Source organism: Robertmurraya sp. GLU-23 (assembly GCF_052983275.1).
The window spans coordinates 85,555-104,983 of sequence record NZ_JBRKCV010000016.1; the positions used below are offsets into that span (position 1 = coordinate 85,555).

Sequence of the window (19,429 nt, forward strand, 5' to 3'; positions counted from 1 at the left end):
TTCGAGCGTACTACCACCAAATACGAAAAGAAAACCCTTGCGAAATAAAAAGCAAGGGTTTTTCCTATTTTCTTCTGAGTTGTATTTTAGCCAAATTTAATTTGGTAGATGTTATTCAACAACATAATATTCAGTAGTTCCATCAAGTTCAGGAATCTGCTTATTTGTTATGAGCAAACAATCTTGAATATCAAACGCCTTACATAATGTGTTTTTATTAAACTTTGAACTGTCCGCTAGTACATAGCATTTATTTGAGTTCATTTTGACAATACTTTTCTTACTAGCTTCTCGAAAGTCTGGAGTATTTATACCCACATTTAAACCAAAACCACTAGCACCAAGAAAAGATTTATCAAAGTTTAAATTTCTTAAAGAAGAGTCTGTTAGAGGTCCTGAAATAGAATCCAAATTTCTATTAACCTCTCCTCCTACAATTGTAATGTTTTCTATATGAGTTCCATTTATCTCACTCAACACCTGGATATTGGAAGTAACTACTCTAATCCCTTTTGATACAATGTATTTTACAATCGCTGAGCATGTTGTTCCTGAATCAATGTATATCACATCATCGTCTTCTACTAAAGAAGCAGCAAATTTTGCAATTCTTTCTTTACTTTCTTTATTTAGTAATTTCTTTGTGCCTACAGGAATTTCATGAGAATCCAGCTTTAATTTAACTGCTCCACCTCGTAAAAGGACAATAAAATTTTCATCCTCCAGAATTTTCAAATCCCTACGAATGGTAGATTCAGAGACCCCATCAAAAATTTTCAACAGATCTTCAATATAAAGGATTTGTTTATTTTCTAATTCATCCATTATTTTTTCTCTTCTGACATAAGGGATCATGATTTAATACCTCGATACATATTTAGTAAATTTCGTTAAGTTTCATAGGTGAACTAAAGATTGTACTTTATAATTCATCACACATATTCGTTTAACTCTAATAGTGTTGGCATTGCATCTTGAGCGCCAATTTTGGTAACCGTTCTTGAACTAACTATTGAAGCAAATTCCCCTATTTTTTCAATTGGCCACTCATTCGTAAGTCCGTAAGCTAATGCCCCAGTATAAGAATCTCCTGCTCCTGTTGTTTCGACTACATCTACTGTTCTGCAAGGAATGTGAATGGTCTTCTTTCCATCATATAAAATACTTCCTTTTTCACCAAGAGTGATAATTAACAGATTATTAGTATATTGATAAAGCTTTTCACAAACCTTTTCAGCCTCTCTTATCGATGAAACTCTCTCTCCAGCATAAAAACTAGCTTCCGTTTCGTTAACCACTAGACAATCCACCAGTTTTAAACAATCAACATCTATTTCACTTGCAGGAGCAGAATTTAATATCACATAGCAATTATACTCTTTCACCTTTTTAATGGTATATTCCACTACTTCTTTAGGAATTTCTAATTGCAATATAACGATTTTGCTTTTCTTAAATAAGCCTTCCGCCTGATCGATATCTTCAATCGTCAGACTGTAATTAGCACCTTTTGCTATGGTAGCAACCACACTTCCATCTGAAATTGCGTTCACAATACCAAGTCCAGTGTTTGTATCAGCCTTTGAAACATAGTCCGTATTCAAGCCATACTTTTTCATAGATGCAATTAATTCAGAGCCAAATTGATCATTGCCAACCTTACCTACCATATAACTTTCCAGTCCTAGCTTGGCACACTGTACTGCTTGATTGGCTCCTTTCCCACCTCCACAGAAAGTGACACTATCTGCTGTAAAAGTCTCACCAATTTCCGGAAGTCGTTTTTGCTTAAGGATAATGTCATAATTGATACTACCGACTATTGTAACCGCATTCTTCCCCATGGCTATTTACCTACCTCGATAGTTTTGGTATTACTTCTACCAACTCTCATACCTTTTAGTTTCCCTTGAATTACTTCAAAATAAGCTGCTACTACAATTATAGCTCCGGTTGCAATATATTGCCAAAAACTATCTACACCTACAACAACTAATCCAACTTTTAGAGTTGATAATAAAATGGCTCCAAGTAATGTACCGATCATATTCCCTCTTCCACCAGCTAGGCTAGCTCCACCAATCGCAGCTGCAGCAATGGCATTTAATTCATAAGTTTGACCTGCTGCTGGCTCTCCTGATCCTAAGCGTGCTAACAATACCATACCAGCTAAAGCAGCACCAGCTCCAGAAATGGCATAAGCAAGCATTTTGCTTTTGTTAACATTTACTCCTGATAAGAGAGTAGCTTCTTCATTACCTCCAATTGCATATATATAAGTCCCTAGTTTGGTATATTTTAAGATGATATGTCCAACAACAGCAAATGCAAGAAGTACCAGAATTGACACAGGAAATGCTCCAAAAATATCTGAGTTAAAGATTGATCTGAAATTTTCAGGTATATCTAGAACTGGCCAGCCTCCAGTTATAACATAAGCAATCCCTCTGTATGCACTCATTGTTCCTAAAGTAGCAATGAATGGCTGAAGATGTAATTTTGTAATTAATAGACCATTAAATACACCCAAAACAAAACCTATTCCCACTCCACATATAATAGCTAAGACAGGATTTAAACCACTTACAAGTAAATCACCTACAACTACAATTACAATTGCAAAGATGGATCCTACAGAAAGGTCGATTCCACCTGTGATGATTGCATAAGTGATACCTAAAGCTAATAATCCATTAATAACACTTTGGTCCATAATATCAAGTAAATTACTTCCACTTAAGTAGACTGGTTCAATAATGGAAAATACAATAACCATAATAAAGATCGCTGCTACTAGACTAAGTTCTCTACTATATTCCTTAGTTTTTAACATCTTTGTTTACCCCCATAGCATATTGAAGGATATCTTCCTCAGTTAGATTTTGATTTTCAAATTCTTTCACTTTTTTTCCCTCACGCATGACAATGATCCGATCACTTAGACCTAACACTTCAGGTAGCTCGGAGGAAACAACAATTATAGATTTTCCCTTTTCAAGTAATTCTTCTAGGACTCTATAAATCTCTGCTTTCGCTCCAACGTCGACTCCTTTTGTCGGCTCATCTAAAATTAAAATTTCTGCATCGGAGGATAGCCACTTAGAAATCACTACTTTTTGCTGATTTCCTCCGCTCAAATTAGTCGTCATATAATGAGGATTACTAGGTTTTAAGTTGATTTCATCGATATAATAATTACAGTTCTCCGTTTTCTTTCTATGATTCACGAAGCCGTACTTAGAGAATTTCTCCATCTTAGTAAGACCTACATTGTTTGCATTATTAAAAAATTTGATAAACCCTTGAGTTTTTCTATTTTCTGGAATAAGCCCGATCCCCTTTTGAACACCTTGACGAGGATTTTTAATATTCACAGTGACTCCTTTTATTTTAATACTGCCACCTGATTTTTCCTCTGCACCAAAAATGGTTCTAACTACATCCGTCCTTTTAGAGCCAACTAAACCTGCAAAGCCTAAAATTTCACCTTTATGGAGGTGGAAATTAATATTTTCAAATACTCCATTCACACATAGGTTTTCTACTTCCAATACCTTTTCATCAGTCTTTGGAGACGGTTTGGTTCTTACCGCATAAGCTGAAACATCCCTACCTACCATTTTCTTTATTAATTGCTCTCTTGTAACATCCTTTAATTGAAACGTATCTATATGTCTGCCATCACGAAGGACTGTCGCGCTATCACAAATCTCGAAGACTTCATCTAGTCGGTGACTAACGTATAAAATCGTTATTCCATTTTCTCTTAGGTCGTTAATAATAGAAAAAAGTGTTTGTACTTCTTGATTTGTTAGAGAAGCTGATGGCTCATCAAATGATATAAGTTTCGCGTTATGATACAATCCTTTGGCGATGGCTACCATTTGCATTTCTCCAGTACTTAGCGTACTCGCTAAATCTTCGCTTTTAAAGTTACACTTCATTTTAGTGAGGATCTTATTCGCATCATGATGAAGTTTTTTGTAATCAATAAACATTCCTTTTCTTGGTTCATGACCTAAAGTAATATTTTGACCTACAGTTAAATCAGGAATTAGACTAACTTCTTGATGAATTTTTACAATTCCATCCTGAATGGCTTCATTAGCATTTTTATACGAGACTGTTCTTCCTTGAATTTCTACCGTTCCTACATATTCATTGTTGACTCCATGAAGTGTATTCAACAATGTTGATTTTCCTGCTCCATTCTCTCCTAAAAGAGCATGTATCTCTCCTTTTTTAATATCAAAACTCACCCCATCCAGGGCCTTTACTCCAGGAAAAACTTTTGAAATATTCTGAAATCTAACCATACTCTCTGTTTGCTTTTCCATTTTGATTCCCCTTTTTCATACCTATAGTCGAACCCAATTCATTCGACTATAGGTATAAACTAGTATATTATTACTCTGCTATTGTTGGGTCTTCCCAATTAATAATCTCTTCAGCAAGTGTGTCTACATTCGTTTCATCAATTAATGCCTGTGGAGTCCAAATAACTCTAGGAACTTCCTGTCCACCCATTTGACGAATGATCATTTCAACTGCTATTTGCCCTTTATATTTTGGGAAAGAATCGATAGTTGCATCCAACTCACCTTTACGAATAGAGTCATAGGCTTCACCAATTCCATCTACTCCGACTACTAATATATCTTTTCCTGATTCATTTACCGCCTCTTGCGCACCTAAAGCCATTGTGTCATTATTTGCAAAAATAGCAGCTAGATCTCCATGCTTTTTAATCCATGTTGCAGCAATATCCTTTGCCTTTGCGCGATCCCAATCCGCATTTTGTTTTTCAGCGATATCAATGTTTGGAGCATTGTCCTTCATCCAATTCTCAAATCCTAACGTCCGTTGTCTAGCAGCGAATGCTTTTGGCATTCCTACTATAATCGCAACCTTTCCTTCTCCATTTAATTTTTCTGAGATCCATTCTGCAGCTGATTCCCCGTTTAAATCTGCTTTTGGTCCGACAAAATTAGGAGCCTCCTTGATAATTCCATCATTAACGTTTATTACTGGGATATCCTTTTCGAGGGCACTTTCAACCCCAGGAACAAGATTGCTATCTGAAATCGGAGAAAGTAACAAAGCACTATACTTTTTGTTGATCATATCTTTTACAATGGCCAGCTGTCCTTCTTCATCCGCTTCACCTTGTGGGGATTTAACATCAATGGTAAGGTTCATCCCTTTATCACTAAACTTTTGAGCCCCTGTTTCCATTCCTTCTTTCAATGTTCTCCAATATTCATTTTCAAACGCTTTTGCTACAGCACCTAATTTTATGTCTTCAGTTAATTTAGGTACTTCTCCTAAGCTTGATCTTACCTCTTCATAAGTTTGACCATCAGCATTATCTGGGTTAAAAGCCCCTGTTTCTTTATCGGGAGATGCACTTCCACTACTGCTATTGCTACTACATGCTGTCAATCCTAAAGAAATTGCTAAAACACCCGTTACGAATAAATTTTTCTTTGACCTTTTCATTTTTTTAGCCCCCTAGAATTTGTTAGTAATCGCTTTCAATTCTTATGAAAAAAAATTGTGTTTAGTAGGTTAGTAATTATTTATTTACTTTTATTTCAAACATTGAAAAGAACATGTTATTTACTGAGATTGCATCATTTTTCTCAATTGTTTTTTCAATTTCTTCTAATCCAAGCTGATCTATTAAGTTACTAATAATATGAATCGCTTTTACATTTTGTCTAATTTCTGCAAGTGGTTCCTCTCTAATCGGAAATGTATCAAAATAGATAGCTCCATCATAGTTATATTTTTTCAAATAATACATGAATTCTAGTGTCTGCATTAATGATACGGTCCCAACCATTAGACCATCATCGTGAGTTCCGTATCCATCATTAATATGAACACCGAATAATTTCCCTTTATCTGCTGCAAGACTTAATCCATATGCAGGATTTTCTCGTTTCATAAGCATATGACAGTAATCGACTGTAACTCCAACATTTTCACGATTAATTTCACTTACCATTAGCAACGTTAGTCCAATACTATCAATTAATGCATATGATCTTTCTTGGTATGGTTTATATTCAATACTAATTTGTAAGTCTGGTGCATAGTCAGCAAGTGCTGTTACATATTCCCTAACTTGACTCCAGGCTTTTTGATAATCAACTTGAAATGGATAGTCAAATCCGTCAAAGCCTAACCATAAAGTTAAAACTTTTCCACCTAATACTCTACAGGTATCTGCAGCCTCCTTACACAAAGTAAACGCGTCTTCAGCAATCAGCTTATTGTTGTTTCCAAATTCACCATTTATAAAATGATTTCTAAACCTTAAAGCTAATCCATTTGTACTCATGTTTAAATCTTTTAGCGTTTTATTGATTTCATCTACAGAGTAATTTGAAAAATGTTCTGGATAATTTAAATCAACACATGTAATTCCATCAATCTCTGAAACTTTTTCTAATGCTTTGATAATATCTCCATCGACCTTAGGCATAATTGAATTTATCCTCGTAGCTAATTTCATTGTGAGCCTCCAATTTTTTGTTGAATCTTCTTGTAACTGATTTCTTGAATTAAATTTAACACCATAATAAAGCGATTTCAATAACTTTTTTCATATTTTTTCATATTTTTTAACTTTATTTCATGTTTTTTAATATTTTTTCACATCTGATATACACAGTTTTTACCTATCAACACATAGAATACATATAATTCCCCTCTGCTTTTAACAGAAAAAACAACTAAAAAGAGGTCTTAGCTTAAACAGCCAAGACAGCAAAATAGCATAAAAAAGGAGAGACTAGGTTGGTTCTTATCTTTTTCATTATAGTCGCAATCTCTCTTTTCATTTTAATTATAAAAAGTGGTGTGCATCCTGTTGAAATTGCACTATGTTGGATGATTAATGCAATGATCAATGAATTATTTATTCTAGTAACCGTTGCTAACCTAAAAGTAATTAATATATCAGAAAAGCTTACATCTGCCTTAACAATTATAGTAGGGATGACATTTTTAATTCCCATGTTAACTCTTTTCTCCGTAATATATTTTCTAAAGATTCGATCCATTTTAGGGAAAACAGTTATTTTTATTCTTTCGCTTTTCACTCACAGTACTATTCCCTATGTGTTTGAAAGGTTCAGATTAGTAAATATCAGCCATCTGTCATTGAGTTTTACATATAGTTACTGGGGAGCGGCTTTGATTGTAAATATAATCTTACTCATGGGATATAGAAAAGTATTAACGAGAGCAGGAGTAATGTATGAAAGTTTTACCTCTTCCAAAAAACTTTGATGAGAGAATAAGTAACCGTATAGGGAATAAACAATTGTATATGTAATCTCATCAAACAACTCATGTTTATTGTTTTATTTTTATCATAAATTTCACAAGATTCCCTCTTGGGTAGTTGTTATTCTCTTTGCCTTATTTAGCACTGTATCCGAACGGATTTCGACCTTTTTTAATGTGTTTCAATATAATCATTGGAATTTACTTTTCTCATTCCTAGTTTATCTTTTTGTATTTATCCTCCATGTTCTGTTTTTTTATTGGACAACGAAACAATTGAAATATACATCTGAACGAGTTAACACTTAGTTTAAAAGCAAAAAGAAGCATCCCTTCTTATGGAATGCCCCTGCTAGTTCATTACCTTGATTTAACTAATGGCTTTGTTAATAAATTAAAATACCAAGGAAAAAAGAATTTAAAAATGATAAAGTATACCGGTATTCCATACCATGTGTTCCAACCGTTATTTTTCATGTATCCAAACTGAACTAATCCTAACTCTAAGACAAAGCATAGCAATGTAAATGATAATACAAAAACCCATTCCTTTTGAGGCTTATAAAAATTAACATAGATGGTCGCTATGCTCGCAGGGACAATGCCAATTAATAACGCATCACTTAGCTCAATGGATATTTTTTTAGCTAGATCAAATAAGTTAAATGTGGACATTGATATCGTATCAAAAGTCCAGGTCAAACCTGCTGAAAAAACAAAAGTAATAAAAATGCCTACCCATGTTAAATTTTTTTTAGGCATGATTAATACAAATATTATCGATATGATCACTAAGGTCCAGACATACCATTCACCTTCATACTTCATTAACTCCATTTAAATCACCTTATCAGTAGTATTCTAAACAAAATAATCTTATGAAAGTCTTCTTAGTTTATCTTAACTTATTTAATAGGAAAATATACCAAGCCTATTCAATGAAAAAGCTTGTAGGTATTTAACTACCTGCAAGCCTTAGCCTATAAGTTTATACAGTTCCTGGTAATCTTCTTCCTCAGTAAATTCATACCCTCTAATCTCACTTAATTCAACAGGACGGATCGATGTGTTATTTTGTATTTGTTTTTTCGGTATTGGTGAGGTGTTGTGTGAAACGTGTCTTTAAAAAGTTTATGAAAGGAATTTAAATTTGGAAAGCCACATTCTAACGCGATTTGAATGATGGGTTGATCGGTTTCTAGCAAAAATCGAACCGCATGTTCTAATCGTATCCCATTTATATATTTAATAAATGACTGTCCCATATGATGTTGGAAATACCTTGATAGATAGGGAGCCGTAAGTTCTTCTGTATCAGCCAACTCTTGAAGTGTTATAGGATTCATATAGTGCTGCTGTATGTAATTGGTTAACCGGTTCATCCGTTCAATATCTTTTTCTGTGTTGATTATGATATTCTTCTTTTCCACCTTAAAATGCGTAACCAGTTGATACACCACATCTAATAATAGAGAGTGCACCTTAATTTCATAATTGTCTTCTTTCCTTTTTACAGCTAACATTAGTTCAGCAATCAGAGACCTAATTTTGTTATAGGATTGCTGGTCAATACTCTGAAAGGACTGACATTGGAAGGATTCGTTTTCGATATTACTGTAAAATCTTTTAATAAATCTTATTGGAATTTGAATAAGTAATAGTTTATTCTCTTGATCTGATTCAACACCATGTACTTCATTACTGTTAATGAGCAAAAGGTCATTTTCCTCAAGCACATACTCTTCTCTTCCCACATACACATGGATTTTCCCTTTTAACACTAATAATAATTCAATTCTGTCATGCCAATGCATGGCCACATACTTTACACTCGTCATTAATGCGAAAACAGGAACCTCTTCTTTAATTACAGCGCTTTCATATGGATATTTCATAAAAGGCAAGGCCTCCTACTTTTCTTGATATCTATTTATATACTAAGTTTTTCGGAGAAATCCTTTAATAATTAATTATCTTTTGCCTAAACAATATACTAACGCTTATCTGCTATGGAATTGTTTTGATGAATTACTTTCGAAATTCGCTCAACTGTTCCTTTAATTCTTTCGTTTGTTGGTACGAGTAACCAGCAAAAGAAATTAGCGGAGAATTTCCGGGTAGATGCAGAATGGAGCTCATATCGGGGTAAATAAGGGAAGGTTTTCCGCTTATGCAAAGCAAAATCTCTCATTTTCGAATTTTTCGAGCCAATAGGCGGAATTTCTCCGCCTAATTAAGCTTTTTTTCATAAAAATTACTAATTAAGCGGAATTTCTCCGTCTATCTATCAGCTCGGGTGCTTAACCAAATGCCTCAACCAAAAAATAATGGGTACTAAGAGATACTTTTAACAATTAGATCTAATCCCTCAGTAATCGGTGTAGCTGGACGCCCAAGCAGTTTTTCGAAATCACTGTTCTCGACTTCTAGTGTTCCTTCGCGAATATCTTTTTGGATGTTCACTAGGAAAGGGATAAGGAAATCTGGTACCCCAGCACCCTTCATGATATCCGCATAAGTAGCATCATCCACTTGTTGTACAGGTACTTCCTTGTTTAATACTGTACCAAGAGCAGATGCCATTTCTTCTTGAGTTAATAGTTTACCGGATAATTCGTATGTTGTGTTTTCGTGACCATTGCCAGATAATACGGTTGCTGCTGCCTCTGCATAGTCTTGTTGCAATGCCCAGCCTACTCTTCCCTGTCCTGCTGAAGTTACCCAAGGAGCGCCTGCAAGTACACCTTGAATACTTGAGCTTTCGTTCTCTAAATACCAATTATTACGTAAGAAAGAATATGGAATTCCCGTTTTAATAATTGCTTCTTCTGTTGCCTTATGCGTTGGAGCTAGGAAGTTTTGACTTTCCATTGCGTTCGCTATGCTAGTGTAAGCGATAAATTTCACCCCAGCACGCTCAGCAGCAGCAACCGCATTCGAATGCTGTCTAATTCTTGTGTCATTATCTCCATCAGCAGAGATGAGTAAAAGTCTATCAATACCTGCAAAAGCAGAATCTAATGTCTCCGGACGATCAAAATCTCCCTGGCGAACTTCCACTCCACGAGATTGAAACCCTTCCGCTTTCTCGGGGTTACGAACACTAACAGCCAGTTGATTGGCTGGTACAGTTTTTAATAAAGTTTCTACCACTTTTGTTCCTAATTTACCTGTTGCACCTGTTACTAATATTTTCATTTTCCTATTCCTCCACTCTTATTTTCTCTAAACCTGTATTCATCTTGATTACATGTATTCATAATAGATACTTCTAACTGTTTTGTCAACAAAACCTTTTTTATTTTTTACGAATGATAAGGTATAATACGTTGTATTCAAATTAAATACATGATAATGAAGTAGGTGCATAAAATGTCCATTAGTAGCCGCTTTACTGTTGGGGTTCATATATTAACTCTTATTGAATTAAATAAAGACGGAATTAGCTCATCAGAATTCATAGCTGGGAGCGTCAACACAAACCCGTCTTTGATCAGAAAAATTATGGGGATGCTCAAAAAAGCTGGACTAATAGAAGTACAACCAGGAATTGCTGGGGCAAAACTAGCGAAGGAACCAACTACGATAACGTTACTTGACGTTTATAAGGCAGTTGATGTGGTTAAGGAAAAAGAACTATTCAGTTTACATGATAATCCACACCCAGATTGTCCTGTAGGTAGAAATATTCAAGATTCGATTACTCCTATATTATCATCGGCTCAATTTGCTTTAGAAAAGGTATTAGGCAATGTGACTATTGAAGAGGTTGTTAGTGATATTATTGAGAAAGAGAAATATATTTGAATAGGTTAATAAAAGACATTCTTACAGTGAATGTCTTTTATTGTTAGTCTTATGCTTTTAAAACACCTAGATGTCATACCCTATTAGGATTTGGGTTCCGTGAGAAGAAGTATGAACTTGTACCACATCACAAAATTTTGCAATCATTTTAAATCCTTGACCTAGAGATCTTTTACTTGAATAACCCGAAACTAGAATTGTTTTTGGAATTTCATGTAGTGGGATACCTGACCCTTTATCGGATACAAAAAATTGCAATTGATTTTCTTTGAGATAAATACATAATCCACCATCAGTTGCATGCTTCAGTACATTTGTCACAGCCTCTGTTACTGCAACTTGTACTTTCATAGAATCCAAATGTGGCGCATATTTTTCAAGAACTCTTTTTATTAATTCTCTACTTTTTGGTACATCAGAGTTTTTTGATACTTGAATATCGTCTACAAATTCACCGAGTTGATTCATGAGCTCTTCCGACGAGGTATGCAGATTTATTTTACCTTCCGACAATATATTAACTAAAACTACATAAGACTCTAAAATGCTTTTCTCTAACTGCTTTCTATACCCTAAGTATGGGGTAATATCGTGCGCAAATATTGTTACATCACCATTACCGAGAGAATGTGCATGTATATCCCAAGTTCTTTTTTGATCTGAAAAGGTATCATGTACAATTTCCTGCCGTTCTATTGCGATTTCAGCGAGTTTTTGGTAAAAAGTACTTGGAATTATATGATTTGTAGAATGAACTTTTCCATCTCTCATCTGAGTGAAAATGGATTCTCCATTACCAATACTAATATATGAACTCCCCATCATATTTTGATTTTCAGACAATTCAACTGAAATAGAAACGTCTTCGTGACTCGATGGGTCACATATAGTTTCAACCAACATTTCAATATGATCTATATCTAACTTTGCTACTAAATGCGGATCCAACATTTTACCCGATCTTTCATGTAGTAATTTGAATATGGTTTCCGGATCCTTATGACGGGATAAAATATGATCCAACTCATTTGCTAAAGCAATAATTCTTGACTCTAAAGGGATATCCTCTCCTTTTAAACCAGTAGGAAACCCCTTACCATCCCAACGTTCATGATGATGCAATATCCATTTAGCAAAAGACTCATCGGGATATATATTTTTTATTATTTCAACTGCCTTTTCAGTATGGCTTTTGTATTCACGCTCTTCTGATAAAGTTAAATCCCCACGTTTTCTAAAAACAAAGGTTGGAATTAATGCTTTACCTATATCATGGATCGCAGCAATTTGTACCAGGCTGTTGCGTTTTCTCTTCGGATATCCTAAATCCTCAAGAAGAATATCACAAATTTTACCCACTCGGTTTCCATGACCTTTTAAACTAGGATTTATTCTATCCTCTAATATTTGCATGAAGGCATTGGAAGTTGATTTTCGGAGCATAAATTGTTTAGTGAATTCATGTGAAAAGAAGATAACAATTAATAGGAAGAAAAGAGTATAGAGTATGGAAAGAATTAATTGTGTCTCTGTTTTAATTATAATAAGTCGAGAAATGACAAGAATACTCACTATAATAGGTATAATTAACTCGATTAACTTTTCCCTGAGGTTAGAAAACATCTTTTTTCGAAATACAGTTGCTTCAATTCCTTCCATTACAACAAAATTCACCAGCTCAAAAATGATTGCAACCAAACTAACTCCTAAAAATACATTTATTTGATATGAGAATTCCCATGAAATATACGCTGCCAAAATAGAAATTACATACATTCCAATCGTAACTAATAATCGTATGATTGGAATTTCCTTTTTTCTTAAACTAATAAAATAGTAGGTACCTGTTGAAATAAATATGGCAAGAACTGCATAAGAAAAACCAATGTATATTAATAAAAATAGAAATCCAATACTTCCTGCGGCATATTTATACCCACTAGGTAATTTAACAGGGAAAATTTCCAACATAATAACTATAAATGTCATTATGGAAAAGATTTTCATTCCAGACCATTCTACTTGAGTGAGAGAAAAGATAAATGATATACATCCGACTAAGACTAAGCTAATTGTATACCAATTAATTACTTTCATTTTTTCTCACCTTTAACTTTATCTTTGAGGAATTTTTATAAATAAGTAATATGATCCCTATTGCAACAAAGAGATCTCCAGGACTTAGTACGTATTTTATTACAGGTATCCAGTCGCCTAAAATCCAAAATTTTGTAGTCTTAGTCATTAATTGATGACGCGAATCTGTTTCGAATGATGTTACCTCTTGACCTGTTTGTTTAAGTGCATTTTCATCTACAGGCATTAATCCTTCATTTAATAGGAGTGCTAATAAATTTAAAATAGCCCCCGCTACGATCCAGATTACACCTGGGATTTTATAATTTATTATTAGTCCCACAATAATCCCAATAAATGTATATATAAGAATAGATTCAAATTTCTCCTTTGATTCTATTGCAATAATAGCTAAAGCAATTTGGACACCAAAACTAATTAAAATGACTAGAGGCCATTGAAATTTAACATTATTTATAAAAGTCAGGGGATTTCTCCCTTTTAAAAGTGTCAGTAAAATTGCTAATAAAAGAATGTATTTCACTCCAACAACCTCCTTATAGTCAATTTAATTATTGGAAAGACTTAGAAGATTTAAATATACCCTCTAAGTCTCCAATGTTTTACCACCAAGGTCTACCGATTACCGCACCAAATGTAGCAGCGATTACAGCAGCAATTGTTAAAAATCTCGTTAATTTTGCTTTCATAGTTTTATTCACCTCCTTTCAAGGATTTAATATCTCAAGCATTATTAGGAGTTGAAAACTAAACAAAAACCTTTTCCCCTAGAATTTCAGGTAATTGAAGAATTTCAAAAACCTCCATAACATCTTTTCTTACATTTGAAATACTTACTTCTATTCCTTGTTCTTGTAATGTTTGTACTATAGTTAAGAGGAGCCCCATACCCGAGGAATCTACAAAAGGGACATCCGTAAAAACTAGGTTAATATTTTTATACTTTTCCAAAATAGGAATTAATTCTTCTTCAACAAATTCTGTACTATCTATGTCTAAATCCCCAATGATATCTACTGTAAGTTTTTCCCCATCTGGACTTAGCTTAACTTCTATCATTCTATTCACCCCCCATTTTCCTTACTTAAAGACTATTCTTCCTTCATGATCCAGAGAGGCCTGAATGTTATACCGAGTTTCCTTAAATACAAATTTAGCGGAACCGATTTTTATTATTGTTCCTTCCATCGCTTTATTAATTTGGATTTTTTGATCGCTAGGAACCGATATAAGTGTTGATGAGGCACTTTCTGCACCTGATTCATTCACTTCAACACCCATTCTTCCATATACTTCTCCACCACGGATAATACCGGATATTTTCAACATGCCTCCAGAATGTATTTTTGTATTAACACACCCTTGTCCAAAGACATGTATATTTCCACTACAATAAAGTTTGCTATTTAGAGTATTAGGAATGTTTATATATGAATCTGGCTCCACCGGTGTATCAGAAAGTTCAATTAATCTCTTTATTTTTTTAGCTAGTAAATTTAAATCATCAAGAGAGGTGGCTTCATTCGTAATTGATAAAAAATACCGAGATAAGGATACACCTATCAATCTCCAATCTTCATCTTCTAAATATTTTTCTCCTATTCTTACTGCTTCAACATATTTTTTTACTACGGGAGGAAAGCTTTTAAATTTCTTCTCTAATAGGATACGGATTAGAGGGTGTAACCCTCCTCTTTGTAGATCACTGGATTTAAATGCCGCATTTTGATTTAATTGCTTAATAATCGTAATAATACTTTCCACGTTCCTGTTAATAATACCCAGCAGATGACCTAATTCTGTTATAAGTAAATTATTTTTCCCTGCTGATACTTCCGATCCGATAATGGTACCATTGGCTTGAATAGCTCCTGAGGAAATAAGGGTTGCATTCGTGACTGTCTTTTGAACATATAAATCTCCTTCAGCCTCAACAACCATGTTATTTTCAACTTCACCAAATATCTCAACATCTCCTGAAAATCGGATATTACCACTTGATAAGTCAATATTTCCTTTGTGTGTAAGTTTTTGAAAAATTTTCACACGGAGTAACTGACCTCTTCTTTCTATAAAAGGACGTCCCGATTGCGTTGCAACGATTTTGTTGGCCACTTTCACTACACCTGTTCCGGCAATGAATATCGTTGGATAAACACGTTTCGGGGGAATCGGTTCATCTGTTACTGTATATCCCTGTTCTCCCGGAATATGTTCATGTATAATTCCAATGACCTGTCCTCTCTCAACATTTGGAATTGTAAAGGTTTCACGAAAATCCACCTTACCATCTTCTCTTTCCTTCGGCCCCTTCTGCATCTCTACTTCTACTTTTAGTTCAACCCAACCATCTGTTCCTTCTTTAGGAGCAAGCCCCGAAGCAATCTCAAATGTAGATGGAACCAAGGCATCAATTGCTTTTTGAATCTGGCTTTCGTTTATCCCCTGTTTAACACCCATTTCTTCAAGTTTTTGCATAACTTCTGGAAAAGTTAGTGTATTATTTACTTCTTTTTTCTCAATAGCTGATACATCTAAATGATTTTTTGCTTCCATATCTGGGATTGTCCGAATAATACGATAACCTGGTTCAATAGATAACTGAGCTACTAACTTTTGATTATCCATTATTACTTTCCATTTGGTTTCGAACTCAATATTTTCCCCTTCGATGTCGTATAGATCCAAGTCAGAAATGACCGCCGTTTTTTCATTAACAAGTAAATTATTTCTATACAATTTAATTCCCGGTTGAATAGTAATTGTAGGAAAGTGATTTGCTGATGCTTTGAATTTTATTCTTCCATTCGATATCCAAACCTTTCCTTCAAGTGGATCTACTTCAACCTGTTTCGTATTGTCTTCATATAAGATGTTTTTTAAATTTTCTTCTTCTTCAAAACTTTCTCCTTTAATCATTTCATTTAAAAGATCCTCCATTTCAGGTTTGGAAGAAGTGGATACCTTTGTTAACTTGACGACTGATTTTTTTGATCCAATGCCCAATATTCCTTTTGTACCCTGCTCAATAATCTCAATATTTACTTTATCCCTCGTTGTATCTAGTATCTCAAGACCCACAATTATCGCTTCGTTTATGCTACTTCCTTTAGATAATATACTTTGCATGAAAGAATCCCTCCTAACCAAAAACAGGAGAATTAAGACTGGTAATGTCAGCCTTTTGTTGGCTTATTTTTAATAAAACCATTGTGATATCATCTTTTTGAGGAACACCCTCTGTAAATTTCTCAATTGAGTTCATGACACATTTCTCTAGTTCTCCTACCCCTAGATCTTTGTTTTGTACCAATGTTTGAATTAATCTTTCCAATTTATATCTTTCACCCGCATCATTTTGGGCTTCAATAATTCCATCTGTATAAAAAAAGATTGTATCTAGTTCTTCAAGATATACATTATTTTCTTTATAGACTTGATTAGGTAGTCCCCCAACCATAATTCCTTTTACATTTGGTAGTTCCTCAATATTATTACTTTTCCCCTTAATAAAAAGAGGGAGATTATGACCCGCATTGGCGTAAGTTAAGATTCCAGATTTAGGATTCCAATCCGCACAAAAAAGAGTGACAAATGACTTTAACGTTCTTAAGTCTTGATAAAGTGCTTGGTTCATGGCTGTTAAGGTCTCGCCTGGACCTTTGGTACTTTCAGCTGCACTCCTAAAAGCTCCTCTTGTTAATATCATTAACATCGCTGCAGGTATCCCTTTTCCCATTACATCACCAATGACAATCCGAATGTTCCCATTTACTAAAAGATAAAAATCATAATAATCACCACCGATTAGCCGAGCAGGAAGGGATGAACCTGATACCTCCCCACCTTCAAAGGTAGGAGTTTTCCCATTAAGAAGTTGAGACTGAATATTTCTTGCTAAATTTATTTCCCTTTGTAAAGATTTATCAAAGACATTTTGTTTGTCTTCTGTTTTAGTAGGATAATTGTATGTGAGGCTGTCAAAATACATTAAACAACCTCCCTTTGTATCGTATCTAAAATACGATATACTCCTACAGTTTCAAATATTTGGTGAGTAAGTTCGTTCATTCCTGAAAGTTTTAGTTGAAAATTATTTTCCTGTGACAAATAAATAGAGTTTATTATTGAACCTATACCAGTAGAATCAATAAAATCTAATTCACTAAAGTCAAAAACAAGGGTATGGATGCCATGAGTTTCTTCCAGTAATGGATCAATCACATTTGCAGTTGATATATCCAAAATCCCTTTAAATTTAAAAATAGTGGTTTTCCTCAGTTCTTCTTTTTCTATTACTAAACCCATTTTTTCTACCTCCTTGAATTATTTAATCTCTATCAGAGATAGACCCAAAGCGTATTGTTTTTAATTAATAGGTGTAAAAAAGCTCACCAAAAAGATTGGTGAGCTAAATAGAATAGGGTAGACTGTCCCTATCCATATTATTCCAACCCTTTCGGAAACCCGGCGATCATTGCTGAACCTAGCTTTAGACCCGTAGCTTTGCGTCCTTATTTTTCAATAAGTTTGCCATTATCGATGGTTTATTTAATAAATATATCGTCGTTTTTTTGAATCATTTTAGTGGAAAATTCAGTTAACTATTTAGTAGAAAGGGATAATCCTGTTTCCTTTGAAATAACATATTCAAACTGTTTTTCTTCCAGTGGCTTACTAAATAAATACCCTTGAATAAAATGACAGTTCATGTTCCTCAAAAGTTCCCACTGTTCAATGGTTTCAACCCCTTCTGCAACAACCCTTAGATTAAAGCCTTTGGCCAGAAAATGAATGCATTCTACGATAATGGAGTCTTCTGGGTTTTCCAACATAGTATTAATAAAAGAACGATCAATTTTAATAAATTGAACCTTAAGCTTTTTCAAATGAGTAATGGAAGTAAATCCTGTACCAAAGTCGTCTATCGAAATGGATATTCCTAGGTCCTTGAGCATTTCAATATTGGAGAAAACAGCTTCATCCATTTCAAGCATGGAATTCTCTGTAATCTCAATTTCTAATAAACTTGGACTCACTCGATATTCTTTTAAATGTTTTATAACAGTTGGAATAAAATCTGCTCTCTTTAATGTTTTTGCAGAAAGATTAATGAAAATAGGAACGCAATTAACCCCTACTTTTTCCCACTTTGTAAGCAATCTGCAAACCTTTTGGAGAATCCATACACTCATTTCATCTATTAATCCTCTTTCTTCTGCCATTGGGATGAATTCTATTGGAGAAATCATTCCCCATTTAGGATGATTCCAGCGGATAAGTGCTTCAGCTCCCTTTATTTCCCCCGTATATGTATCGACTCTTGGTTGATAGTGTAGAATGAATTCTTCTCTTTCCATAGCTATTCTTAAATCATTTTCCATTTCGTATAACTTATAATCTTCCGAGATCCGATCAAATAATATTGGAATTGATTCAAACATACTCCCTACACTTCCCTCATTTATATGATTTGGTCTGTATGATAGATGGATGGTGAATGATCTATACTATAAAATAAATTTATTAACACATCTAACTCTTGGCTACAGGTAACCACTTTTTCATTCGTTAATTCTAGATCAGCAGTCAATTCTAAAAGCAATTTCTTTTTCAATTCAATTTCTGCTAGCAACCCTATTTTTTTCCGACCTCTTATTGACAACATTCTCTTGGCTCCTTTCTATCATTTTCACGTTGTTCTTATTACCTATATTATTACTAAAAGGGACAGAAAAATTAATCCCCGACCCTTCCTAATTGACAAAATCATCAAATTTAAGGACTATATTCCTAAATATTGTCAGCCATTTGAACTATAGAGTAGAAATCCTATGGTTAATAGATCAAAACGTTAGAATTGTAATAGATGTTAGGAAGACCTTCCTAAGAAGTAAAAAAAAAGCCCCTTGATAAAGGGGCCAACTGCAGATTACCTTATTTTTTTATATATTTTTTGTCCCTTACAAATGGTTTCATAACAGCTTTCCATATTAGTATAGGTAATGGTCTCTTTATCACCTAATCCAAGGTATCCGAACATAGCCAAACTATCATAAAAAAGACTATGCACCTTCTGTTGAAGCTCTTTATTAAAATAAATCTGTTTATGGCAGAATAAAAATGTAGGGTTCGGCAGTTAATTTATGTAGTTCTTACGGAGCTAGATAAATAAAAAAGTCACTTGTCAACAACTTCTCATACTAGTAAACTCTCTGTGATTGGGCTA

Annotated in this window: 19 protein-coding genes and 1 riboswitch; of the genes, 1 reads left to right on the forward strand and 18 read right to left on the reverse strand. The window is 34.1% G+C overall.

Annotated features, from left to right (window positions below):
* Positions 1-111: 111 nt before the first annotated feature.
* From ACVBAX_RS20165 to ACVBAX_RS20210, 10 genes are all read right to left on the reverse strand, one after another.
* The gene (locus ACVBAX_RS20165; RefSeq protein ID WP_447118573.1) at positions 112-855 is read right to left on the reverse strand and encodes a DeoR/GlpR family DNA-binding transcription regulator; all 744 of its coding nucleotides are present in this window, start codon (positions 853-855) and stop codon (positions 112-114) included.
* A 77-nt stretch (positions 856-932) separates the two neighbouring features.
* Entirely contained in the window at positions 933-1,844 is a 912-nt protein-coding gene (locus ACVBAX_RS20170) for a ribokinase (RefSeq protein WP_447118574.1), read from the reverse strand.
* Between the two features lie 2 nt (positions 1,845-1,846).
* Entirely contained in the window at positions 1,847-2,833 is a 987-nt protein-coding gene (locus tag ACVBAX_RS20175; protein ID WP_447118575.1) for an ABC transporter permease, read from the reverse strand.
* Positions 2,820-4,337, reverse strand: coding sequence for a sugar ABC transporter ATP-binding protein (locus ACVBAX_RS20180; RefSeq protein ID WP_447118576.1), 1,518 nt, complete (start codon positions 4,335-4,337; stop codon positions 2,820-2,822). Before ACVBAX_RS20180 ends, ACVBAX_RS20175 begins: the two co-directional genes overlap by 14 nt.
* Positions 4,338-4,407: 70 nt before the next feature.
* Positions 4,408-5,499 carry a sugar ABC transporter substrate-binding protein gene (locus tag ACVBAX_RS20185; protein WP_447118577.1) on the reverse strand — a complete coding sequence of 364 codons (1,092 nt, stop codon included), beginning with the start codon at positions 5,497-5,499 and terminating at the stop codon, positions 4,408-4,410.
* A gap of 76 nt (positions 5,500-5,575) precedes the next feature.
* Positions 5,576-6,490 (reverse strand): sugar phosphate isomerase/epimerase family protein, encoded by a 915-nt coding sequence (locus ACVBAX_RS20190; RefSeq protein WP_447118578.1) that lies wholly within the window; start codon positions 6,488-6,490, stop codon positions 5,576-5,578.
* 268 nt (positions 6,491-6,758) lie between these two features.
* The gene (locus ACVBAX_RS20195; protein WP_447118579.1) at positions 6,759-7,109 is read right to left on the reverse strand and encodes a hypothetical protein; all 351 of its coding nucleotides are present in this window, start codon (positions 7,107-7,109) and stop codon (positions 6,759-6,761) included.
* 547 nt (positions 7,110-7,656) lie between these two features.
* The gene (locus tag ACVBAX_RS20200; protein ID WP_447118580.1) at positions 7,657-8,133 is read right to left on the reverse strand and encodes a hypothetical protein; all 477 of its coding nucleotides are present in this window, start codon (positions 8,131-8,133) and stop codon (positions 7,657-7,659) included.
* 206 nt (positions 8,134-8,339) lie between these two features.
* Positions 8,340-9,191, reverse strand: coding sequence for an AraC family transcriptional regulator (locus ACVBAX_RS20205; RefSeq protein ID WP_447118581.1), 852 nt, complete (start codon positions 9,189-9,191; stop codon positions 8,340-8,342).
* Between the two features lie 439 nt (positions 9,192-9,630).
* Complete coding sequence (locus tag ACVBAX_RS20210) at positions 9,631-10,494, reverse strand: SDR family oxidoreductase (protein ID WP_447118582.1); 864 nt, start codon at positions 10,492-10,494, stop codon at positions 9,631-9,633.
* Positions 10,495-10,668: 174 nt separating this feature from the next.
* On the opposite strand from ACVBAX_RS20210, the gene ACVBAX_RS20215 reads away from it, so the two are divergent.
* Complete coding sequence (locus ACVBAX_RS20215) at positions 10,669-11,103, forward strand: Rrf2 family transcriptional regulator (protein ID WP_447118583.1); 435 nt, start codon at positions 10,669-10,671, stop codon at positions 11,101-11,103.
* 66 nt (positions 11,104-11,169) lie between these two features.
* On the opposite strand, the gene ACVBAX_RS20220 is transcribed toward ACVBAX_RS20215, so the two are convergent.
* The 8 genes from ACVBAX_RS20220 to ACVBAX_RS20255 all read right to left on the reverse strand — a co-directional run bounded on the left by ACVBAX_RS20220 (position 11,170) and on the right by ACVBAX_RS20255 (position 18,868).
* Positions 11,170-13,200, reverse strand: coding sequence for an HD domain-containing phosphohydrolase (locus ACVBAX_RS20220; protein WP_447118584.1), 2,031 nt, complete (start codon positions 13,198-13,200; stop codon positions 11,170-11,172).
* Positions 13,187-13,723 carry a DUF5317 family protein gene (locus tag ACVBAX_RS20225; protein ID WP_447118585.1) on the reverse strand — a complete coding sequence of 179 codons (537 nt, stop codon included), beginning with the start codon at positions 13,721-13,723 and terminating at the stop codon, positions 13,187-13,189. The genes ACVBAX_RS20220 and ACVBAX_RS20225 overlap by 14 nt, the downstream gene beginning before the upstream one ends.
* Before the next feature lie 224 nt (positions 13,724-13,947).
* Positions 13,948-14,259, reverse strand: coding sequence for an STAS domain-containing protein (locus ACVBAX_RS20230; RefSeq protein ID WP_447118586.1), 312 nt, complete (start codon positions 14,257-14,259; stop codon positions 13,948-13,950).
* A gap of 21 nt (positions 14,260-14,280) precedes the next feature.
* On the reverse strand, positions 14,281-16,329 hold the full coding sequence (locus tag ACVBAX_RS20235) for a flagellar assembly protein A (RefSeq protein ID WP_447118587.1): 2,049 nt from the start codon (positions 16,327-16,329) through the stop codon (positions 14,281-14,283).
* 13 nt (positions 16,330-16,342) lie between these two features.
* Positions 16,343-17,191, reverse strand: coding sequence for a PP2C family protein-serine/threonine phosphatase (locus ACVBAX_RS20240; RefSeq protein ID WP_447118588.1), 849 nt, complete (start codon positions 17,189-17,191; stop codon positions 16,343-16,345).
* Positions 17,191-17,508, reverse strand: coding sequence for an STAS domain-containing protein (locus ACVBAX_RS20245; RefSeq protein WP_447118589.1), 318 nt, complete (start codon positions 17,506-17,508; stop codon positions 17,191-17,193). Before ACVBAX_RS20245 ends, ACVBAX_RS20240 begins: the two co-directional genes overlap by 1 nt.
* 150 nt (positions 17,509-17,658) lie before the next feature.
* Positions 17,659-17,745: riboswitch (cyclic di-GMP riboswitch) on the reverse strand.
* 59 nt (positions 17,746-17,804) lie between these two features.
* Entirely contained in the window at positions 17,805-18,644 is an 840-nt protein-coding gene (locus tag ACVBAX_RS20250) for a putative bifunctional diguanylate cyclase/phosphodiesterase (protein WP_447118590.1), read from the reverse strand.
* A 20-nt stretch (positions 18,645-18,664) separates the two neighbouring features.
* Entirely contained in the window at positions 18,665-18,868 is a 204-nt protein-coding gene (locus tag ACVBAX_RS20255) for a Spo0E family sporulation regulatory protein-aspartic acid phosphatase (protein WP_447118591.1), read from the reverse strand.
* Positions 18,869-19,429 lie beyond the last annotated feature (561 nt).

What these genes read in the sequence shown, in the direction of transcription:
- ACVBAX_RS20165 (WP_447118573.1), bottom strand. Translation starts at nt 855, where the DNA reads ATGATCCCTTATGTCAGAAGAGAAAAAATAATGGATGAATTAGAAAAT.
- ACVBAX_RS20170 (WP_447118574.1), bottom strand. Translation starts at nt 1,844, where the DNA reads ATGGGGAAGAATGCGGTTACAATAGTCGGTAGTATCAATTATGACATT.
- ACVBAX_RS20175 (WP_447118575.1), bottom strand. Translation starts at nt 2,833, where the DNA reads ATGTTAAAAACTAAGGAATATAGTAGAGAACTTAGTCTAGTAGCAGCG.
- ACVBAX_RS20180 (WP_447118576.1), bottom strand. Translation starts at nt 4,337, where the DNA reads ATGGAAAAGCAAACAGAGAGTATGGTTAGATTTCAGAATATTTCAAAA.
- ACVBAX_RS20185 (WP_447118577.1), bottom strand. Translation starts at nt 5,499, where the DNA reads ATGAAAAGGTCAAAGAAAAATTTATTCGTAACGGGTGTTTTAGCAATT.
- ACVBAX_RS20190 (WP_447118578.1), bottom strand. Translation starts at nt 6,490, where the DNA reads ATGCCTAAGGTCGATGGAGATATTATCAAAGCATTAGAAAAAGTTTCA.
- ACVBAX_RS20200 (WP_447118580.1), bottom strand. Translation starts at nt 8,133, where the DNA reads ATGGAGTTAATGAAGTATGAAGGTGAATGGTATGTCTGGACCTTAGTG.
- ACVBAX_RS20205 (WP_447118581.1), bottom strand. Translation starts at nt 9,191, where the DNA reads ATGAAATATCCATATGAAAGCGCTGTAATTAAAGAAGAGGTTCCTGTT.
- ACVBAX_RS20210 (WP_447118582.1), bottom strand. Translation starts at nt 10,494, where the DNA reads ATGAAAATATTAGTAACAGGTGCAACAGGTAAATTAGGAACAAAAGTG.
- ACVBAX_RS20215 (WP_447118583.1), top strand. Translation starts at nt 10,669, where the DNA reads ATGTCCATTAGTAGCCGCTTTACTGTTGGGGTTCATATATTAACTCTT.
- ACVBAX_RS20220 (WP_447118584.1), bottom strand. Translation starts at nt 13,200, where the DNA reads ATGAAAGTAATTAATTGGTATACAATTAGCTTAGTCTTAGTCGGATGT.
- ACVBAX_RS20230 (WP_447118586.1), bottom strand. Translation starts at nt 14,259, where the DNA reads ATGATAGAAGTTAAGCTAAGTCCAGATGGGGAAAAACTTACAGTAGAT.
- ACVBAX_RS20235 (WP_447118587.1), bottom strand. Translation starts at nt 16,329, where the DNA reads ATGCAAAGTATATTATCTAAAGGAAGTAGCATAAACGAAGCGATAATT.
- ACVBAX_RS20240 (WP_447118588.1), bottom strand. Translation starts at nt 17,191, where the DNA reads ATGTATTTTGACAGCCTCACATACAATTATCCTACTAAAACAGAAGAC.
- ACVBAX_RS20245 (WP_447118589.1), bottom strand. Translation starts at nt 17,508, where the DNA reads ATGGGTTTAGTAATAGAAAAAGAAGAACTGAGGAAAACCACTATTTTT.
- ACVBAX_RS20250 (WP_447118590.1), bottom strand. Translation starts at nt 18,644, where the DNA reads ATGTTTGAATCAATTCCAATATTATTTGATCGGATCTCGGAAGATTAT.
- ACVBAX_RS20255 (WP_447118591.1), bottom strand. Translation starts at nt 18,868, where the DNA reads ATGTTGTCAATAAGAGGTCGGAAAAAAATAGGGTTGCTAGCAGAAATT.